At 50.1% G+C, this 18679-nt stretch carries 15 protein-coding genes, 1 pseudogene and 1 other annotated feature; of the genes and pseudogenes, 15 read left to right on the forward strand and 1 reads right to left on the reverse strand.

The window, feature by feature from the left end; translation table 11 throughout:
* Positions 1–50 precede the first annotated feature (50 nt).
* The 12 genes and pseudogenes from lon (at position 51) to ON063_RS08800 (ending at position 14760) form a co-directional block, all read left to right on the forward strand.
* A pseudogene (gene lon, locus ON063_RS08745) lies at positions 51–2332 on the forward strand (endopeptidase La).
* Complete coding sequence (yihA, locus tag ON063_RS08750) at positions 2333–2926, forward strand: ribosome biogenesis GTP-binding protein YihA/YsxC (protein ID WP_074032795.1); 594 nt, start codon at positions 2333–2335, stop codon at positions 2924–2926.
* A 110-nt stretch (positions 2927–3036) separates the two neighbouring features.
* Complete coding sequence (locus ON063_RS08755; protein WP_274664876.1) at positions 3037–4206, forward strand: AI-2E family transporter; 1170 nt, start codon at positions 3037–3039, stop codon at positions 4204–4206.
* A 183-nt stretch (positions 4207–4389) separates the two neighbouring features.
* Positions 4390–5736, forward strand: a complete 1347-nt coding sequence (gene hemA / locus ON063_RS08760; protein WP_214749736.1) for a glutamyl-tRNA reductase — start codon at positions 4390–4392, stop codon at positions 5734–5736.
* Positions 5737–5853: 117 nt separating this feature from the next.
* Positions 5854–6771, forward strand: a complete 918-nt coding sequence (gene hemC, locus ON063_RS08765) for a hydroxymethylbilane synthase (protein WP_274664877.1) — start codon at positions 5854–5856, stop codon at positions 6769–6771.
* 25 nt (positions 6772–6796) lie between these two features.
* Positions 6797–7429, forward strand: coding sequence for a uroporphyrinogen-III synthase (locus tag ON063_RS08770; protein ID WP_274664878.1), 633 nt, complete (start codon positions 6797–6799; stop codon positions 7427–7429).
* Entirely contained in the window at positions 7426–8406 is a 981-nt protein-coding gene (gene hemB, locus ON063_RS08775) for a porphobilinogen synthase (RefSeq protein WP_015881120.1), read from the forward strand. Before ON063_RS08770 ends, hemB begins: the two co-directional genes overlap by 4 nt.
* Positions 8403–9707: a glutamate-1-semialdehyde 2,1-aminomutase gene (gene hemL, locus ON063_RS08780; RefSeq protein WP_274664879.1), complete on the forward strand. Its 1305-nt coding sequence runs from the start codon at positions 8403–8405 to the stop codon at positions 9705–9707. Before hemB ends, hemL begins: the two co-directional genes overlap by 4 nt.
* Positions 9708–9754: 47 nt before the next feature.
* Positions 9755–9977 (forward strand) — a binding site (T-box leader).
* A 57-nt stretch (positions 9978–10034) separates the two neighbouring features.
* Positions 10035–12686 carry a valine--tRNA ligase gene (locus tag ON063_RS08785; protein WP_274664880.1) on the forward strand — a complete coding sequence of 884 codons (2652 nt, stop codon included), beginning with the start codon at positions 10035–10037 and terminating at the stop codon, positions 12684–12686.
* Positions 12687–12779: 93 nt separating this feature from the next.
* On the forward strand, positions 12780–13535 hold the full coding sequence (locus ON063_RS08790) for a hypothetical protein (RefSeq protein WP_274664881.1): 756 nt from the start codon (positions 12780–12782) through the stop codon (positions 13533–13535).
* Positions 13536–13581: 46 nt separating this feature from the next.
* On the forward strand, positions 13582–14031 hold the full coding sequence (locus tag ON063_RS08795; protein WP_274664882.1) for a GNAT family N-acetyltransferase: 450 nt from the start codon (positions 13582–13584) through the stop codon (positions 14029–14031).
* Between the two features lie 177 nt (positions 14032–14208).
* Entirely contained in the window at positions 14209–14760 is a 552-nt protein-coding gene (locus ON063_RS08800; RefSeq protein ID WP_274664883.1) for a 2'-5' RNA ligase family protein, read from the forward strand.
* Between the two features lie 123 nt (positions 14761–14883).
* Here ON063_RS08800 and ON063_RS08805 read toward each other — a convergent pair whose 3' ends face one another.
* Complete coding sequence (locus ON063_RS08805) at positions 14884–16320, reverse strand: protein adenylyltransferase SelO (RefSeq protein ID WP_274664884.1); 1437 nt, start codon at positions 16318–16320, stop codon at positions 14884–14886.
* 109 nt (positions 16321–16429) lie between these two features.
* Here ON063_RS08805 and ON063_RS08810 point away from each other — a divergent pair, with 109 nt between their 5' ends.
* The 3 genes from ON063_RS08810 to ON063_RS08820 all read left to right on the forward strand — a co-directional run.
* Entirely contained in the window at positions 16430–17644 is a 1215-nt protein-coding gene (locus ON063_RS08810) for a bifunctional folylpolyglutamate synthase/dihydrofolate synthase (protein ID WP_274664885.1), read from the forward strand.
* A gap of 87 nt (positions 17645–17731) precedes the next feature.
* Positions 17732–18388: a hypothetical protein gene (locus ON063_RS08815; protein WP_274664886.1), complete on the forward strand. Its 657-nt coding sequence runs from the start codon at positions 17732–17734 to the stop codon at positions 18386–18388.
* A 36-nt stretch (positions 18389–18424) separates the two neighbouring features.
* Positions 18425–18679, forward strand: a 255-nt coding sequence (locus ON063_RS08820; protein ID WP_274664887.1) for a hypothetical protein, incomplete at its 3' end; no start/stop codon positions are given.

The following is an 18679-nucleotide window of genomic DNA, read 5'->3' on the forward strand; positions in this document are numbered from 1 at the left end:
CACTCGGCACACTCCGAGTTTTGGGCCTTTTTGCACAGGAGGCGTTGTAGATGGAAAAATTACCAATCCTTCCGTTGCGAGGAGTCGTCGTATATCCGCTCATCGGTGTGACAATCGATGTCGGACGCCCGTTATCACTTCGGGCGCTCCTTGCTGCAAAGGAGCATGAGACGGATTTAATTGTCGTCACTCAAAAAGAGACCGGAAACGAATCACCAGAACCGGAAGACTTGTACACGATTGGAACGCGTGTCCATATCGCCAAGATGAGCGAATTGTCGAACGAGACGATTCGGGTTCGGATCGTCGGGAAAGAGCGTGTCCGCGTCGACTCGGTCGAATCGACGGATGAAGGCTGGTTCGCCAACGTCGAACCACTCGAGCTTGCTGAAGGGGAAGAGGTCGAACGTACGGCACTCGTCCGTCTGTTGAAAGAGCAGTTCGGAAAACTTGTCGCGAATATTAAAGGTATGTCCCCGGACGAACGTCGTCGCTTCGAGATGTATGAGCGGCTCGAGTCGCTCACAGACTATATCACGTCGAAACTTGATGTCGATGTCGAACTTCGCCAAGCGATGCTCGAAGAAGCAGATGCGGTCAAACGAGGGCTTGAACTGCTTGAAATCATCGCACACGAGGTGGAAGTGATCGAACTCGAGCAAGAGATGCGCGAGCGGACGAAGAAGTCGATTGAGCAGTCGCAGCGCGAGTACTACTTACGGGAACAGATGAAGACGATTCAACAAGAGCTCGGCGACCAGACGCAAGAGTCTGAGCCGAACCGCCTTCGCGAGAAGTTAGAGGCGCTCGACTTGCCAGAGACGACTCGGAAGAACGTCATGCGTGAAGCAGAGCGATTGAACGTCGTCCCACAAACGTCGCCGGAGTATGCGGTCATCCGCAATTACCTCGACTGGGTCGCATCCCTTCCATGGGGCATCGAGACGGAAGACAAGCTCGATGTGAAACACGCGGCAGACGTCCTTGACGATGATCATTACGGCTTGGAGTCGGTGAAAGACCGAATCCTCGAATACTTGGCTGTCCGCCAGTTGACGAACTCGCTTCGTGGACCGATCCTTTGTCTCGCCGGACCTCCAGGGGTCGGGAAGACGTCGCTCGCCCGTTCTATCGCGTCGGCGCTTGAACGTCACTTCGTTCGCGTCTCACTCGGTGGGGTACGCGATGAGGCGGAAATCCGTGGTCACCGCCGGACGTATATCGGCGCGATGCCAGGACGTGTTATCCGCGGGTTGAAGCAAGCGGAAAGTAAGAATCCGGTCTTCTTACTCGATGAGATCGACAAGATGGCTTCTGACTTCAGAGGAGACCCAGCGTCGGCGATGCTCGAAGTGCTCGACCCAGAGCAAAACGTATCGTTCTCGGACCACTACATCGAAGAACCGTTCGATTTATCGAACGTTACGACGTCTCGCAAATCCCGGCACCGCTCCTTGACCGGATGGAACTCATTCAAATCGGTGGGTATACGGAGCTCGAGAAAGTCGAAATCGCGAAGCGCCACTTAGTGCCGAAACAGTTGAAAGAGCACGGATTGAAGAAGAGCCAATTGACGATCAAAGAAGATGCGCTCTATGAAGTCGTACGCCGCTACACACGTGAAGCCGGTGTCCGGAACTTAGAACGCGTCATCGGTTCGCTCTGCCGTAAAGCAGCGAAACAAATCGCAATCGGTGAGAAAAAACGGGTCACGATTTCGAAGAAAGCCATCATCACGTATCTCGGAAAGCCGAAGTATCGTTACGGAAAAGGGGAGACCGAGGACTCGATCGGTGCAGTGACAGGTCTTGCCTACACGGCGTTCGGTGGAGACACGCTCACAATCGAAGTGGCGCTCGCCCCAGGGAAAGGCAAACTTCAGTTGACGGGTAAACTCGGTGATGTGATGCAGGAGTCGGCACAGACGGCATATAGCTATGTCCGCGCGAATGCGGAGCGATTCGGGATTGACCCGACGTTCTATGAGCGACAAGACATCCACATCCACGTTCCGGAAGGGGCCGTACCGAAAGATGGACCATCGGCCGGAATTACGATTGCGACAGCACTCATTTCCGCGTTGACCGGGAAGAAAGTCCATCGCGATGTCGGGATGACGGGGGAAATCACACTTCGTGGACGCGTTTTACCAATCGGTGGATTGAAAGAAAAGGCGCTCGCTGCTCATCGGGCCGGGTTGACGACCATCGTCATTCCGAAAGATAATGAGCGAGACATCGATGACATTCAAGAAACGGTGCGTGAGAAACTGACGTTCGTTCCCGTGACGACACTCGATGAAGTACTAGATGTAGCATTTGGAGGAAATTAAATGAAGATCAACAAAGCAGAATTCGTGACGAGTGCCGTCGCGCCAGACCATTATCCAGTCCATGAGTTGCCGGAAGTGGCGCTTGCCGGACGGTCGAACGTCGGGAAGTCGTCGTTCATCAATAAGATTTGCCAACGGAAGGCGCTCGCACGGACGTCTTCGAAACCAGGAAAGACTCAGACCCTCAACTTCTTTAACATCAATGATGAAATCATGTTCGTTGACGTTCCAGGATACGGTTATGCGAAAGTATCGAAGACGGAACGCGAGAAGTGGGGCGTCATGATGGAGCAATATTTGACGAGCCAAGAGGCGCTTCGCGGCGTCGTCTTACTCGTCGATATCCGTCATGAGCCAACAGGTGACGACGTGACGATGTACAACTTCTTGAAGCACTATGACATTCCGGTCATCGTCGTGGCGACGAAGCTCGATAAGATCAAGAAGAGCCAGCGTCAAAAGCACGAGGCAGCGGTGAAACGTAAGCTTCAGTTCGATCCATCTGACCGTTTTGTCGCTTTCTCAGCCGAAACGGCAGAAGGAAAAGACGATGCGTGGAAAGCAATTTACGCACTCATCACGGAAGGTGAATGACGTATGGGCGAAGGGATTCCTTCGCCTTTTTGTTTTTCTCATCCCGCAATCGGGTAATTATCGTATAATCATAGTTAGTACATAGTCATAATCGTAAACGAGGTGGAGAAATGCAGCGCATGTTTGAAAACAAATGGTACCGCGCCCTCTTTTGGACGCTGACCATCTTTTTAGTCATTTGGGTCGGAACAGAGATCTCATTCGTGTTTGAACCGATTCAAGTTATTTTGGCACTCGTCACGGTCCCACTCATTGTGGCCGGACTCTTCTTTTATTTCTTGGTCGGCATCGTCGACTTTTTAGAAAAACGGTTGAAAGGGAAACGCGCACTTGCGGTCGCGATGACACTGATCGGTCTCGTACTCATCTTTACCATCGTCTTCAGTATTCTCGGACCGGTCCTTGCTGAACAAATCACATCGCTCATCAATGCGATGCCGAGTATCGCGAAAGAGCTTCAACAACAAGCGTTCGCCGTCCGTGACACGTTGCTTCAAAATGAATTCTTGTCACGCTTCATGGCAGAGAATGATGAGATGTTCCGAAACTTGACGACGAATATCACGTCGTATTTAGGAGACTTGTTCGGAAACATCGCGTCGTCATTCGGTCAAGTCGTCGGATTCGTGACGTCAGCGGTCATCACGATTGTCGTCATCCCGTTCATGCTTCTTTACATGTTGCTTGACGGGAAGCGCTTGCCGGACGCTATCGTCAAACTCTTGCCATCGAGCTATGAGAAAGAGACGCGTCACATCTTGCATGACATGCACGAGACGGTACGCAGCTACGTCAACGCTCAACTTCTCGTCGCGTTCTTCGTCGGGATCACGTCGCTCATCGGCCTTTGGATCGTCGGTGTGGATTATGCCATCTTGCTCGCGCTCTTCATGATGGTGACGAACATCATCCCATACGTCGGACCGTTCTTAGGTGCCGTACCGGCTGTCATCGTGGCGTTCATTCAAGATCCGATCAAAGTCATCTGGGTCATCGTCGTCATCATTATCGTGCAGCAGATCGAATCGAACGTCATCTCACCGCTCATTCAAGGGAAGTCCTTGAAAGTCCACCCGCTCACAATCATCATCGTCTTGCTCGTGGCTGGGAATTTGGCTGGGATTATCGGGATGCTCATCGCCGTACCTTTCTATGCGGTCGCCAAAACGGTTGTCCAGAATATCGTTCGCATCTATAAACTAAGAGAACGCGAACAATATTTAGACAAAGAAGAGACGGAAAGCTCTATTATTACGGATCCAAACTCACCACATTCATAAGAAAAAGGGTAGAAATGGGGTTTCGCCATTTCTACTTCTTTTTGTCACAAAAAGTTCTTATTTTATTTCAGGAAAATCAAACAGAAGATTATAGTTACCAGATAAGAACTGTTATAATGTACGGTAGAGATTGAAAAAAGAAGAGACAACCGTCGGTGGATTTTAGATGAGGGGAAGAGATACATGCATATTGTCGTCGTTGGACTAAATAACAAGACAGCCCCTGTCGCGATTCGGGAGCAGTTCTCGTTTGGGGAGCAAGAAATCGTGGATGCGATGATTGCGCTTCGCGAAGAGAAGAGCATTTTCGAGTCGGTTATTTTGTCTACGTGTAACCGGACGGAGCTGTACGTCGTGACAGATCAACTCCATACTGGACGTTATTACACGAAACGTTTCTTGGCGAACTGGTTCAATCTAGAGATGGAGCAGTTCACACCATACTTGTCGATTCGAGAAGGGGAAGAGGCGATTCGTCACTTGTTCCGTGTCACATCGGGCCTCGACTCGATGATCATCGGGGAAACACAAATTTTAGGTCAGGTGAAGACAAGTTTCTTCCGTGCCCAAGAGCATGGAACGACAGGAACGGTCTTCAACAAATTATTCAAAGAAGCGGTCACACTCGCCAAGCGCGCCCATACGGACACGCAAATTGGGGAAATGTCTGTATCGGTCAGCTCGGCTGCCGTGACGCTCGCGCAAGAAATGTACCAACAGCTTGACGATAAACAAGTCGTCGTCGTCGGAGCCGGAGAAACGGGCGAACTGACAACACTCAACTTGTTCGAGGCTGGTGCTAAACAAATCGCCGTCTTCAACCGGACGGAGAGCAAAGCGAAAGCTGTAGCGGATAAGTTCAAAGGTCGTGCCCATTCGATTCGTGAAATCGCATGTGGCTTACTCGATGCGGATATTTTGATCAGTTCTACCGGAGCGAAAGACGCCGTCATCGGATATGACGATGTGGCAGCGGCACAATTGTTGCGCCGTGAACGCCCACTTCTTCTCATTGACATTGCTGTGCCGCGAGATATCGATCCAGCGGTCGCGACACTTCCAGGTGTTCATTTGTTCGATGTCGATGATTTGAATGGAATCGTCAACAAAAATCTCGAAGCTCGTCTCCTCGAAGCCGAGAAGATCGAGATGAAGATCGATGAAGCGATTCAAGAGTTCCAAACATGGCTCGTCACGCTCGGTGTCGTACCGATCATGAACGAGTTGCGTGCCCGTGCCCTTGATATTCAAGAAGACACGATGACGAGTCTAGAGCGTAAGCTCGACCATTTGTCGGCGCGCGACAAGAAAGTCATCGGGAAGCATATGAAGTCGATCATCAACCAAATGCTTCGTGATCCAATCGACTATATTAAAGACGCAGCGGCACAGCCGGACGCGAACGTTCGAATCGCCCAGTTTGTCGAGACGTTCGGACTCGATGTCGAGTTACCAGAACAGCCGGTAGACGAAGTGGAAGAAACGGATGCCACTTCTGCCAAAGCACCACTTCGCGCATTGATGCGCTAACAAGATATAAAAGGCGACGTGTGTCGCCTTTTTCTATGAAGGAGAGACTCAACATGCGAAAAATCATCGTCGGGAGGGCGACGTGTGTCGCCTTTTTCTATGAAGGAGAGACTCAACATGCGAAAAATCATCGTCGGCTCACGCCGTTCCCAACTTGCCATGACTCAAACGAAATGGGTCATCGAACAATTGAAGCAAGCCGGAGCACAAAACGAGTTCGAGATTAAAGAAATCGTGACGAAAGGGGACCAAATCGTCGATGTACAATTGTCAAAAGTCGGCGGGAAAGGTCTATTCGTCAAAGAGATTCAACAACAGATGCTCGATGGGGACATCGATTTCGCCGTACACAGTATGAAAGACGTTCCGGCCGAACTACCAGAAGAACTCTATATCAGTTGCATGCCGAAACGTGTCGATGCGCGTGACGTCCTCATCTGTGAGAATGGCTACACGTTCGAGACGCTTCCGAAAGGTTCAATCGTCGGAACGAGCTCGCTCCGTCGTGGGGCACAAATTTTAGCGGCACGTCCCGATCTTGAGATTCAATGGATTCGCGGAAACATCGACACGCGTCTGAAGAAGTTGGACTCGGAGAACTACAACGCCATCTTGCTCGCGAAAGCCGGGCTCGAACGGATGGGTTGGACGGACCGTGTCGACTTCGAAGCGCTTGAACCGGACGTCATGGTACCTGCTGTCGGACAAGGCGTACTCGCAATCGAGAGCCGTAAAGACGATGCAGAAGTAACGGCAGTGCTTCAGTTGTTACATGATGATGTGACGGCAAAAGCCGCGACAGCGGAACGGACTTTCTTAAAAGCCATCGAAGGAAGCTGTCACGTCCCAGTTGGCGGTTACGCGACGGTCGACGGTGACGAAGTGACGCTCACGGGCCTCATCGCGTCAGTGGACGGGAAAGAGGTGCTTCGCGTGACGAAAACGTCAACGGACGGAATCGCACTCGGAATGGACGTCGCAGAAGAATTGCTCGGACGTGGCGGGCGTGAAATCCTCGCCTCGGTCAATGAGTGACGTCTGGTACACGGGAACGAAAAGAATGACCGCTTCGCAACGGGCGCTGCTCGAGGCGAGCGGTCTTTCCGTTCATCATGTCCCGCTCATTCAGACGAGAGAGACGCACGTCCCGCCACCCGTGGAACGATTCGACTGGCTCGTCGTCACGAGTCAAAACGCGGTGCCCGCGCTTCGAAATCTGAAGCGTGACGTCAAAGTCGCTGCTGTCGGTGAGAAGACGAAACGGGCGCTTGAAGCGGAAGGGTTTACCGTTTCGCTCATGCCGGAGACGTATACGGGTGAGGCACTCTTTGAGCAGTTACGCGATATCGTTTCCGCCGATGAGATCGTCTTGTTCGCGCGTGGAAATTTGGCGAACACGAAGCACATGACGATGCTCTCTCACGTGCAGGACTGGGTCGTCTACGAGACGATCCCAGTGCCGTTGACACCGGCGCAACAGCAACAACTCGAGACCGTGAAGGCGCTGCTCGTCTTGAGCCCGTCGGCCGTCGAGGCGCTCACACCGCACTTGTCCCGCTTCAATGGGACGTGGTACGCCATCGGCGAAGTGACCGAACGTGCCGTCCGACAAGTGTCGACGTTACCGGTACGAGTGCCAGAATGTTATACTATGGATGCATTAATACAGTGTGTAGGGGAGGATTTTTCATGAACCAGTTTGACCGTCACCGTCGTCTTCGCTCATCGAAGTCGATGCGTGCCCTCGTACGTGAAAATCATGTTCGGAAAGAAGATTTGATTTACCCACTCTTCATTATTGAAGGGACTAACATTAAACGTGAAGTCAGCTCGATGCCTGGCGTCTTTAATTATTCACTTGACCGACTCGAAGAAGAGATCAAAGAAATCGTCGACCTCGGTCTCCAATCCGTGCTCTTGTTCGGCGTGCCGGAACATAAAGACCCGGAAGGCAGTGAAGCGTATCACGACCACGGCATCGTCCAAGAAGCGATCCGTAAAGTAAAAGAGTGGGCGCCACAGCTCACGGTCATCGCGGATACGTGCCTATGTGAATACACGTCGACAGGTCACTGTGGCCTCGTGAAGGATGGGGACGTCGATAACGATGCATCGCTTCCACTTCACGTCCAGACGGCCATCACGCAAGCACAAGCGGGTGCCGATATCATCGCGCCGAGCTCGATGATGGACGGATTCGTCGCAGCCATCCGTGAAGGTCTCGACCAAAACGGATTCAGCCATATCCCAATCATGAGTTATGGCGTAAAATATGCGTCGGCGTATTACGGACCGTTCCGTGACGCTGCCCAATCGGCTCCAGGTGAAGGTGACCGTAAAGGCTATCAGATGGACCCGGCGAACCGTCGTGAGGCGTTCCGCGAGTCACAATCTGACGTCGAACAAGGTGCCGACTTCATGATTGTCAAACCGGCTCTCGCGTTCATGGACATCATCCGTGACATGCGCGACTCACTCGATATGCCAATCGTGGCGTATAACGTGAGCGGAGAGTACGCGATGATCAAAGCTGCGTCACTCAACGATTGGGTCGACGAAGAACGCATCGTCATGGAGACGATGGTCGGATTCAAGCGTGCCGGTGCCGATCTCATCGTCACGTATTTCGCAAAAGACGTCTGTCGCTATTTGGAAGGAGACTACGCATGACATACAACCAAACACGCTCACAAGAAGCGTTCGAACAAGCCCGCCCACTCATGCCAGGCGGTGTCAACAGTCCGGTCCGTGCCTACAAATCGGTCGGTATGACGCCGATTTTCGCCGAACGTGGTGAAGGTTCACGCGTCTATGACATCGATGGCAACGAGTATATCGATTACGTCCTCTCATGGGGACCCCTCATCCTCGGTCACCGTGACCCTGTCGTCACGAAAGCGATTCAAGAACAAGCTGAAAAAGGCTGGACGTTCGGGACGCCGACCGAGCTCGAGACGAAGATGGCAGAACTCGTCATCAACCGCGTCCCATCAATCGAGATGGTTCGTATGGTCAACTCGGGTACGGAAGCGACGATGGCGGCACTTCGCCTCGCACGCGGCTATACAGGGAAGACGAAGATCTTGAAGTTCGAAGGATGCTACCACGGACACGGCGACTCGCTTCTCATTAAAGCAGGATCTGGTGTCGCGACACTCGGTCTCCCGGACTCACCAGGTGTACCGAAAGAGCTCGCGAGCCATACGCTCACGGTTCCTTACAACGACTTGGACGCTGTCCGCGTCGCGTTTGAGAAATACGGTGACGACCTCGCTGGTGTCATCGTCGAACCGGCAGCTGGAAACATGGGCTTCGTGCCACCACAACCAGGGTTCCTCGAAGGACTTCGTGAAATCACGGAACAAAATGGTGCGCTTCTCATCTTTGATGAGGTCATGACAGGCTTCCGTGTCGGGTACAACTGTGCACAAGGATACTTCGGTGTCACACCGGACCTCACATGTCTCGGTAAGGTCATCGGCGGCGGACTTCCGGTCGGTGCTTACGGCGGGAAACGCGAAATCATGGAACAGATTGCGCCGCAAGGTCCAATCTATCAAGCGGGTACGCTCTCGGGTAACCCACTCGCGATGATTGCTGGTTACACGACACTCTCGCAACTGAAGCCTGAGCACTACGCGGAGTTCGAGCGTAAGGCAGACCGTCTCGCGGAAGGATTTACGCAAGCTGGTGAGAAATACAACATCCCGCACGACACGAACCGTGCTGGCTCGATGTTTGGTTTCTTCTTCACGAACGAGAAAGTAACGAACTTCGAAAAAGCGAAATCGGCGAACCTCGAGATGTTCCGTTCGTACTATCAGAAGATGGCAGCGCGCGGCGTATTCTTGCCACCGTCACAGTTCGAAGGATTGTTCCTCTCGACGGCGCATACGGATGAGGATATCGAGAAGACGATTGCAGCGGTCGAGGCGACGTTCAAGGAGCTTCAAGAAGAGTTTTCACTCTAATCTTGACTGCTGACGTTTCTGTCGCTACAATTATCTAACAGATACGATGAAAAGCATTGATGAGGAGTAGTACGCATCATCCATTCCTTTTTAGAGACGCGACCGCTTGGTGAAAGGTTGCGAGGGATGGACGCGGAAGTCGCCTCGGAGCTGACTTTCTGAATGGAGTAAGAAAGTTCGGTCCATCGACCGTTATTCGATTTTGAGTGCGCCACTTGTTGGCGAACTAAGGTGGTACCGCGGAAGATCACGGCTTCTTTCGTCCTTAGCGTATAGGACGAGAGAAGCCGTTTTTGTGTTCATTAAGATATAGAGGAGGCGCCACACATGGCCCATGAGACAAATGAAATCACCATGCCGACGAAGTACGACCCAAGTGCGACGGAGTCAAAATGGTACGACTACTGGTTAGAAAACGATGTATTTAAAGCAGACGAGGACGATTCGAAACAACCGTACACAATCGTCATCCCACCACCGAACGTTACGGGGAAACTTCACCTCGGTCACGCTTGGGACACGACGCTCCAAGACTTGTTGACGCGCCTCAAGCGCATGCAAGGCTATGACGTGCTCTGGCTCCCAGGGATGGACCATGCCGGCATCGCGACACAGGCGAAAGTTGAACAAAAGCTCCGTGAAGAAGGCGTCATGCGTTACGACCTCGGACGTGAGAAGTTCCTCGAGAAGACGTGGGAATGGAAAGACGAGTACGCGAAGACGATTCGCGACCAATGGTCTAAACTCGGTCTCGGTCTCGACTATTCACGTGAACGCTTCACACTCGACGAAGGGCTCTCAAAAGCCGTTCAAGAAGTGTTCGTTCGCTTGTATGAGAAAGGTTTGATCTACCGTGGCGAATATATCGTCAACTGGGACCCGGCTCAAAAGACGGCCGTTTCGGATATCGAGGTTATTTACCAAGAAGTCGAGGGTGCGTTCTATCACATGAAGTATCCACTCGCTGACGGCTCAGGTCACATCGAGATCGCGACGACACGTCCAGAGACGATGCTCGGAGATACGGCGGTTGCCGTCAACCCGAAAGATGAGCGTTACACACACCTCATCGGTAAGACGATCATGCTTCCGGTCATGAACCGTGAGATTCCGATTGTTGCGGATGACTACGTCGACATGGAATTCGGTACAGGTTGCGTGAAGATCACGCCAGCCCACGACCCGAATGACTTTGAAATTGGAAACCGTCACGAACTTCCACGTATCCTCGTCATGGACGAAGGCGGGAAGATGAACGAGAACGCTGGCAAGTACGAAGGGCTTGACCGCTTCGAATGCCGCAAGCAACTCGTCAAAGACTTAGAGGCGGACGGCACACTCGTGAAGATTGAGCCGCACACGCACTCGGTCGGTCACTCAGAGCGTTCAGGCGCAGTCATCGAGCCATACCTTTCGAAACAATGGTTCGTTGATATGGAGCCACTCTCAAAAGCGGCACTCGAAGCACAAGGAAACGCCGACACGAAAGTCAACTTCGTCCCAGAACGCTTCGAAGGCACATACCTCCGTTGGATGGAGAACATCCGCGACTGGTGTATCAGCCGTCAACTTTGGTGGGGCCACCGCATCCCAGCTTGGTACCATAATGAGACAGGTGAAGTGTATGTAGGAAAAGAAGCACCAGCGGACAGTGAGAACTGGACACAAGATGAGGACGTCCTCGACACATGGTTCTCGTCAGCGCTTTGGCCGTTCTCAACGATGGGCTGGCCGGATACGGACGCACCGGACTTCAACCGTTACTTCCCGACGAGCGCGCTCGTTACGGGATACGATATCATCTTCTTCTGGGTATCACGCATGATCTTCCAATCACTCGAGTTCACAGGGAAGCAACCGTTCAACGATGTCCTTATCCACGGTCTCATCCGTGACTCGGAAGGACGCAAGATGTCGAAATCACTCGGTAACGGCGTTGACCCGATGGAAGTCATCGACCAGTACGGAGCGGATTCACTTCGTTGGTTCCTCCTCACAGGTTCGACACCAGGGAACGACCTTCGTTTCTATTGGGAGAAGATCGAGTCGACATGGAACTTCTCGAACAAGATTTGGAACGCGAGCCGTTTCGCTCTCATGAACATGGATGGACTCAAAGTGGAAGAGATCGACCTCACGGGCGAGAAGACACTTGCTGACAAGTGGATTTTGACACGCTTGAACGATACGATCGACCAAGTGACACGCCTCGTCGACAAGTACGAGTTCGGTGAAGCAGGTCGCTACTTGTACAACTTCATCTGGGAAGAGTTCTGTAACTGGTACATCGAGATGGCGAAACTTACACTCTATGGTGAGGACGAAGCAGCGAAGCACACGACACGTTCGGTCCTCGCGCACACGCTTGATTCAATCATGCGTCTCATGCACCCGTTCATGCCGTTCCTCACAGAGGAAATCTGGCAGCACTTGCCGCACGAAGGCGATTCAATCGTTCGTGCAAGCTACCCAACGCGTCGTGACGACCTTCACTTCGCAGATTCAGTTCCAGCGTTTGAAGCTGTGATGAACGTCATCCGCTCAGTTCGTAACATCCGTGCAGAAGTGAACGCACCGATGTCAAAACCAATCCAGCTCTTTATCTCGACGAGCGACGATGCGACGCAAGGTTACTTGAGCGCGAACGAAATGACGATTGGCAAGTTCACGAACGCGACAGAGCTTGAAATCGGACGTGGCCTCACGGCTCCGGATAAGTCGATGTCCGCGATCATGACAGGAGCGGAGCTCTTCATCCCGCTCGCAGACCTCATCAACTTCGAAGAAGAAATCGCCCGTCTTGAAAAAGAAGTGGCGAAGTATGAGAAAGAAGTCGAGCGCGTACAGAAGAAACTCGGAAACCAAGGCTTCATCGCCAAGGCACCGGCTCACGTCATCGACGAAGAGAAAGCAAAAGAAAAAGACTACCTCGACAAGCGTGACGCGGTCCGCGCCCGTTTGGAAGAGTTGCGTAAGTAAGATATACACCTTCTTTGGAGATTGATTCTCTGAAGAAGGTTTTTTTGTGTTTTGGTAGAATTTGGAGAGATGGACGGAGAAAGGGGATATGAGATGAGACGACTTGGGGTAATATGTGTTCTTATGTTGGGACTGGCTGGATGTACACCATCAGAAGAGACGGAGTCTGTGGAGAAGGCGGGTGTGGAAGAGGTAGAACAGGAGGGAGTGATTGATGAATCGCAATTCCCCGACGTAGACGTGACGGGGACGACGATTGCCGAAGTACAACCAGGGACAGAACGGGTCTCGGACGCGGTCGTGGAACAAATCACCCTTCAATATGAAGATGGCTCGACAAGACAGTTGTCGAAGGATTACATTATAACGGAGACGATGGTCGGGGGGATCGGTTTAGTTGCGATGACCGTCCCTGACCGTGAGAACCCGTTTGGCGTATTCATTCATGATGAAAGAAAGGCATGGGCGCAGCGTGGCATGCAACGTTTTGGGATTCCGGAGACATCATCAGCGTTCGCTCACGGATTAGATCTTCCTAATAAAGAGATGGAGGCCATCAGCGCTGATTATTCAGGTAACGATTGGTCGGTGAAGCTTTGGACGTTATACGATGAGACACGCCTCATCAGTATCATTGCGACGGATTCTTTCACTGAAGTAGAAGGGGAGATGTCGGATCAGCCAGAACCGTATGTATTGGAGCAATCATACGGGAACGGTTTATACTATTTAACCCAAGGCAAACTGATTATCGTGACAGGAAATATCTCGGAAGAAGAGTTGTTGGCACTCGCTGATTCGTTACCGAAACCTTCGTCTGTATCGTTTCCTTTTCATGATTCGGAGTAAGGATGAACACGCACACTTATAGAATCGATGAAAAGGAGGGTTCATGTTGCTAAATCGAAAGGAAACGATCCTACGAATTCGTAATGCTGAAATGAATGATGTAGCTGCACTGTCAGAATTAATGGGAGAGTTAGGATACCCGACTACAGAAAAACAGATGGCCACCCGTTTGATGAATATCCAACTAGATTCGAACTATCACACATTTGTAGCGGTAGAAAATCAAGAAATTGTAGGGATGATTGGTTTTTTTAGAGGAGTATCTTATGAAGTAGATGCATCCTATATTCGAATCATTGCTCTTGTCGTGAAGGCATCTCATCAAAAAAATGGGGTCGGTGCTTCTTTAGTGAATCATGTTCAAGATTGGGCACAGCTACATGGCATAATGAAAATAGCAGTCAATACAGGAAATCGTCGAACGGGTTCACACGTGTTCTACAAAAAGATGGGCTTTGATGGAACAGGGACAGGCTATTATAAGTCCATTCAGTGAAAAAGAATAAATTCAAGCTTTCAACACAATCAGGAAGTAATTAAGAAGTTCCTTTCTATGGAGATTCGCTCTCTAAGGGAAAATATGTATTCTTGTATTGGAACTATCTAATTGTAGGACATCAGTAGAGACGGGGACTGTCTAGAAAATACACATCATTTATAGGAGTGATAAATAGTGAAAGTAGAGTATTTTATAGGAATTGTGCCTCCAAAAGACTATTTATGTCGAATTGAAAAATTTCAAAATAAGTGGATGAGACAATTAGGTGTTGAGCCCCACATCACTTTAAAAGCACAAGGTGGATTAACTTCGGATGAGAAGTGGGTTGCAAAAGTATGTAATGTCTGTGAACGTGTTAAACCTTTCCAAGTGTCGTTAGATGAACCAAAGTATTTCGGAGATAACATTTTGTATTTAAGTGTGATATCAAATGGCTTGATTCATCTGCATCAAGAGGTGTTACAGGAAATTGCGCCACCAAAACATTTAATTAAACAATATTTTGAAGGCGATGAGTATGTACCTCATTTAACTTTAAGTACAGAATACGTCAGTAACGATTTGAAAAATGGTCTTTCAACAATCGATTTAAAAGAAATGGAAAAGTTATCTAATGAAATATTGAGTCCATTTCCGAGTTTTGAAGTAGATTTTATTAGGGTTTATAAACTAAATATTCAGAAGAAAATATATGAAAAACATTTTGATATTTCTTTATCTTCTTAAATTGATATACAGTATTTGTGAGTCGGATTCAAAAAGTGTCAAACCCTCGCGATCTAATTAAATTGTCTTGAATATGAATAAAAAATAGCCCACAAGAAAACCACCTCGCGTAAGCGAGATGGTTCACGTGCCACAAAACGTTTGATACGGATACGTCCGTGGTGGACCTGCTGATACGTATTCAGACGGTTGATCGTAGTTATAAGGATCACGCAAAATGTTGATTAGCGCCTCGGTCGGTCCGAAGTCGCCTCGTTCTGCTGCTTGGATTGCTTTCTCGACATGATGATTTCGAGGAATGACGGCCGGGTTGTATTGGCGCATGATTCGACTGACGTCCTCGTCCGGGAGACCTTGTTCGCTTAGGCGTTTTTGCCAAGCATCAATCCATGCCTTCCCATCTTCCCGAGTTGCGAATGAAAGCGAATCGATTTCACCGAGCGTCAACGAGCGGAACGTATTCGTATAATCTGCCTCTGTCTCCATCATCAAGCGGAGCAGTTCATCGGTGAGTGCATCGTCACCATCTTTTCGGACGTATATGCCGATCTTATGCGCGAGTCCGGTAAAGTAGGCTTCTTTATACAACTCCGTATAGCGGGTGAGTTGCTTGTTCGCCACATCAACCGCTTCTTCTTTCGTTTCGCCAAGGAGCGGCAGCAATGTCTCTGCGAGTCGGGCGAGGTTCCAAGACCCGATATATGGTTGATTCGCATAAGCGTATCGTCCTTCCCGGTCGATCGAGCTGAAGACCGTCTCCGGGTGGTACGTATCCATGAACGCGCACGGTCCGTAATCGAGACCTTCTCCACTGATGAACATATTGTCCGTATTCATCACGCCGTGAATGAACCCGACGAGTTGCCAGTTGGCGATGAGTCTCGCCTGTCTTTCGACGACGCGTCCAAGGAACTGTTCGTAGCGATCGGGTGCATCGATGAGGTCTGGGTCGTGACGTTTGATCGCAAATTCCGCGAGCGCGATGACGTCATCGATGGAGCCGGCACCTGCCGCGAATTGGAATGTCCCGACACGAAGATGACTCGAGGCGACCCGGGTCAGGATGGCTCCGTGCTTTGGACCTTGACGCATGATGGCTTCCCCGGTCTGAACGACGGCGAGTGCCCGGTTTGTCGGGATGCCGAGAGCATGCATCGCCTCGCTGATGATAAATTCCCGTACCATCGGCCCGAGGGCGGCCCGTCCGTCACCACCTCTAGAGTACTCCGTCGGTCCAGAGCCTTTGAGCTGTACATCGACACGTTTCCCGTTCGGAGTCACGTGTTCCCCAAGCATGAGGGCCCGTCCGTCCCCGAGCATCGTCAAGTTGCCGAATTGATGTCCGGCGTAGGCTTGCGAGAACGACGTCTCGGTTTGACGATTACCGGCAAGTAATTCGATGTCTTGTTTAAGTGTTTCTGTATCAAGCCCGAGCGAAGCGGCTAATGGATTGTTAAACAAGACGAGTGTCGGATTGTCGACCGGATGGATGGGTCCACGGTCGTAAAAAATGTCACGCAGTTCGAGATACGTCGCCTCGAAGTTCCAGTCAGTTGTCATGGCGCATGCCTCCTTCTTCGCTTCGAGTATAGCACAGACTGTTTTCCATAACGGCTGTCGTGAATTTTGATAAGATGAAACAGAAGTGTAAACAGTAGGAGTGTGGAAGATGAAGACGAGACAAGATGTATTTGATTGGTTGAGTGGACAGCTTCGCTTCGGGATTAAACCGGGTCTCGAGCGGATGAATTGGATGATTGAGCAGCTAGGGTTAGAAGAACGTCCGTCCATTCATGTGGCCGGGACGAACGGAAAAGGGTCGACCGTTGCGTTTTTACGAGCGATGGCGATGGAGAATGGATTATCCGTCGGAACGTTCACGTCACCTTATATCATTCAGTTCGAGGAACGAATCATGTTGAACGGGGAACCGATTCAAGAAGACGCGCTCGTCGACGTAGCGAACCGTGTCAAAGCCTGTGCGGACACGGCACCGGAGACATTGACGGAGTTTGAACTCTTGACGATGATGGCATGGTGCTATTTTGACGATACACGTCCTGATGTGATCATTTGGGAAGTCGGTCTCGGGGGACGACTCGACTCGACGAACGTGTTGACACATCCACTTGCGACCGTTGTGACGTCGATTGGACATGATCATCAAGGAATACTCGGCGATACTCTTGAAGAGATTGCGATGGAGAAGTACGGCATCATGAAGCGTGACGTGCCGATGTTCCATAGTGTCGGTGAGGAAAAGTTGATTGAACTGTTGCTACAAAAAGGAGAAGACGTAGGCGCTTCGATTCATGATGTACGAACACTTGTGACAGAAATCGAGGACGGGGCTGGGACTGTCGTTACATATGAGGGTATGCCACCTGTCGTGCTCGGGTTGACGGGTCATCATCAAGCTTATAACGGGGCATGTGCCGTCGCCGTAGCGTGTCATCTCGGTTGGAAGGAAGAGGCGATTCGGTCGGGACTTGAGCGGGCACAACATCCGGGGCGATATGAACTCGTCTCCAAACGACCACGAGTGATCTTGGATGGGGCACATAACCAGGAAGGCATCGAGGCGTTGGTTGTGCAAGCTAAACAAGAACGAGACGTGACAGTCCTGACGGCGATTTTGGCGGACAAGGACCGTGACACGATGGTTCACGCGCTTCAAAAGATTGGCGACGTGTACGAGACGACGTTTGATTTTCCACGTGCGAGAAGGAAAGAGCAGCTAATAAAAGATGGGGCACGCTTCGTTGAATGGAAAGAATGGCTAAACAATTGGATGGAAGCACCGACGAGTAAGACGTTGATTGTGACCGGGTCTCTTTATTTCATTAGTGAAGTAAGAACTCATTTCCAAAGTTTGAAAAAATAAGGTTGTGTTCAGACGAGGGAAAGAGTATGAATGAATATGAGAACGTATGTCAAAAATCATTCGAAACTTCCAAGGAGGAAACGCAGCATGGTCAGTCAACGTAGATTGAAACGACCCGTGACGGCATTCGTCGCCATCGTCTTTATCACATCTCTCCTCATCACAACTTTATTTGAGATGTATTCAACCGTATCGGCGAATACGCCGGTCAAACCAGTGATTTTGGAAGTGACGGACATTCCAAAACAAGTGAACGGAAAAGTCGATGGGATTAGTGTCGGCAGTGATTTTGACGTTCAAAAAATGTCGATGAAACAATTCAATGCGTTACGATATGACCTACTTGGACGTTATGATGCTATCGTTTTTTCTCCTTCGGGGGCTGCAAATGGTAAAAAATATAATCCAGAGCAAGTTATATACGATTATCAGAAACCTTTCGGTGATAATAGCACTCCTTATGATGAATCGAGTAATAAATACAAAGAATACATAGAATCTTTGTATGCTACAAAGGAAAAAGATAACGACTTATCAACGTTACGTGTAGACGATTTATTAAAATTGATGAAGGCTGGAATTCCAGTGTGGATTCATGCAGATGCCTTCTCGCCTTTAACTGGTCAATCTATAGTCAGAAACTTTGAATCACTTAAAAGTGAAGAAAACTTGAAGGTATTTGATCAAACAAGTACTGCTTCTAACGAAATCAAGCAACTTTTCCAACATAGACAGATAACGTAGCTTGAAGAAGTCACAGTCAAACAGGAAGGGAAACTGTTGACGAATCAGGTGTCAATCACAAACGCTGGTAACTTTGCTGTTCGTGGAAAAGCGATTGATTTTTCCTATTCGTTAAATGCAACTCCATCGAGTGGGGCAACGGTTGAACTTTATATCGACTTTGATAGTAATGACCGATTTTCTTTAGAAGAAAAGGTCATGACTGTCCCGGCTAAAGCAACTGATACGCTTTCTTATACGATTGATGCACCGAGTTACACAAGCCCTCGCTACTGGAAAGTCATTGTAAAG

The organism is Exiguobacterium sp. B2(2022), assembly GCF_028823655.1.
Classification (GTDB): domain Bacteria; phylum Bacillota; class Bacilli; order Exiguobacteriales; family Exiguobacteriaceae; genus Exiguobacterium; species Exiguobacterium aestuarii_A.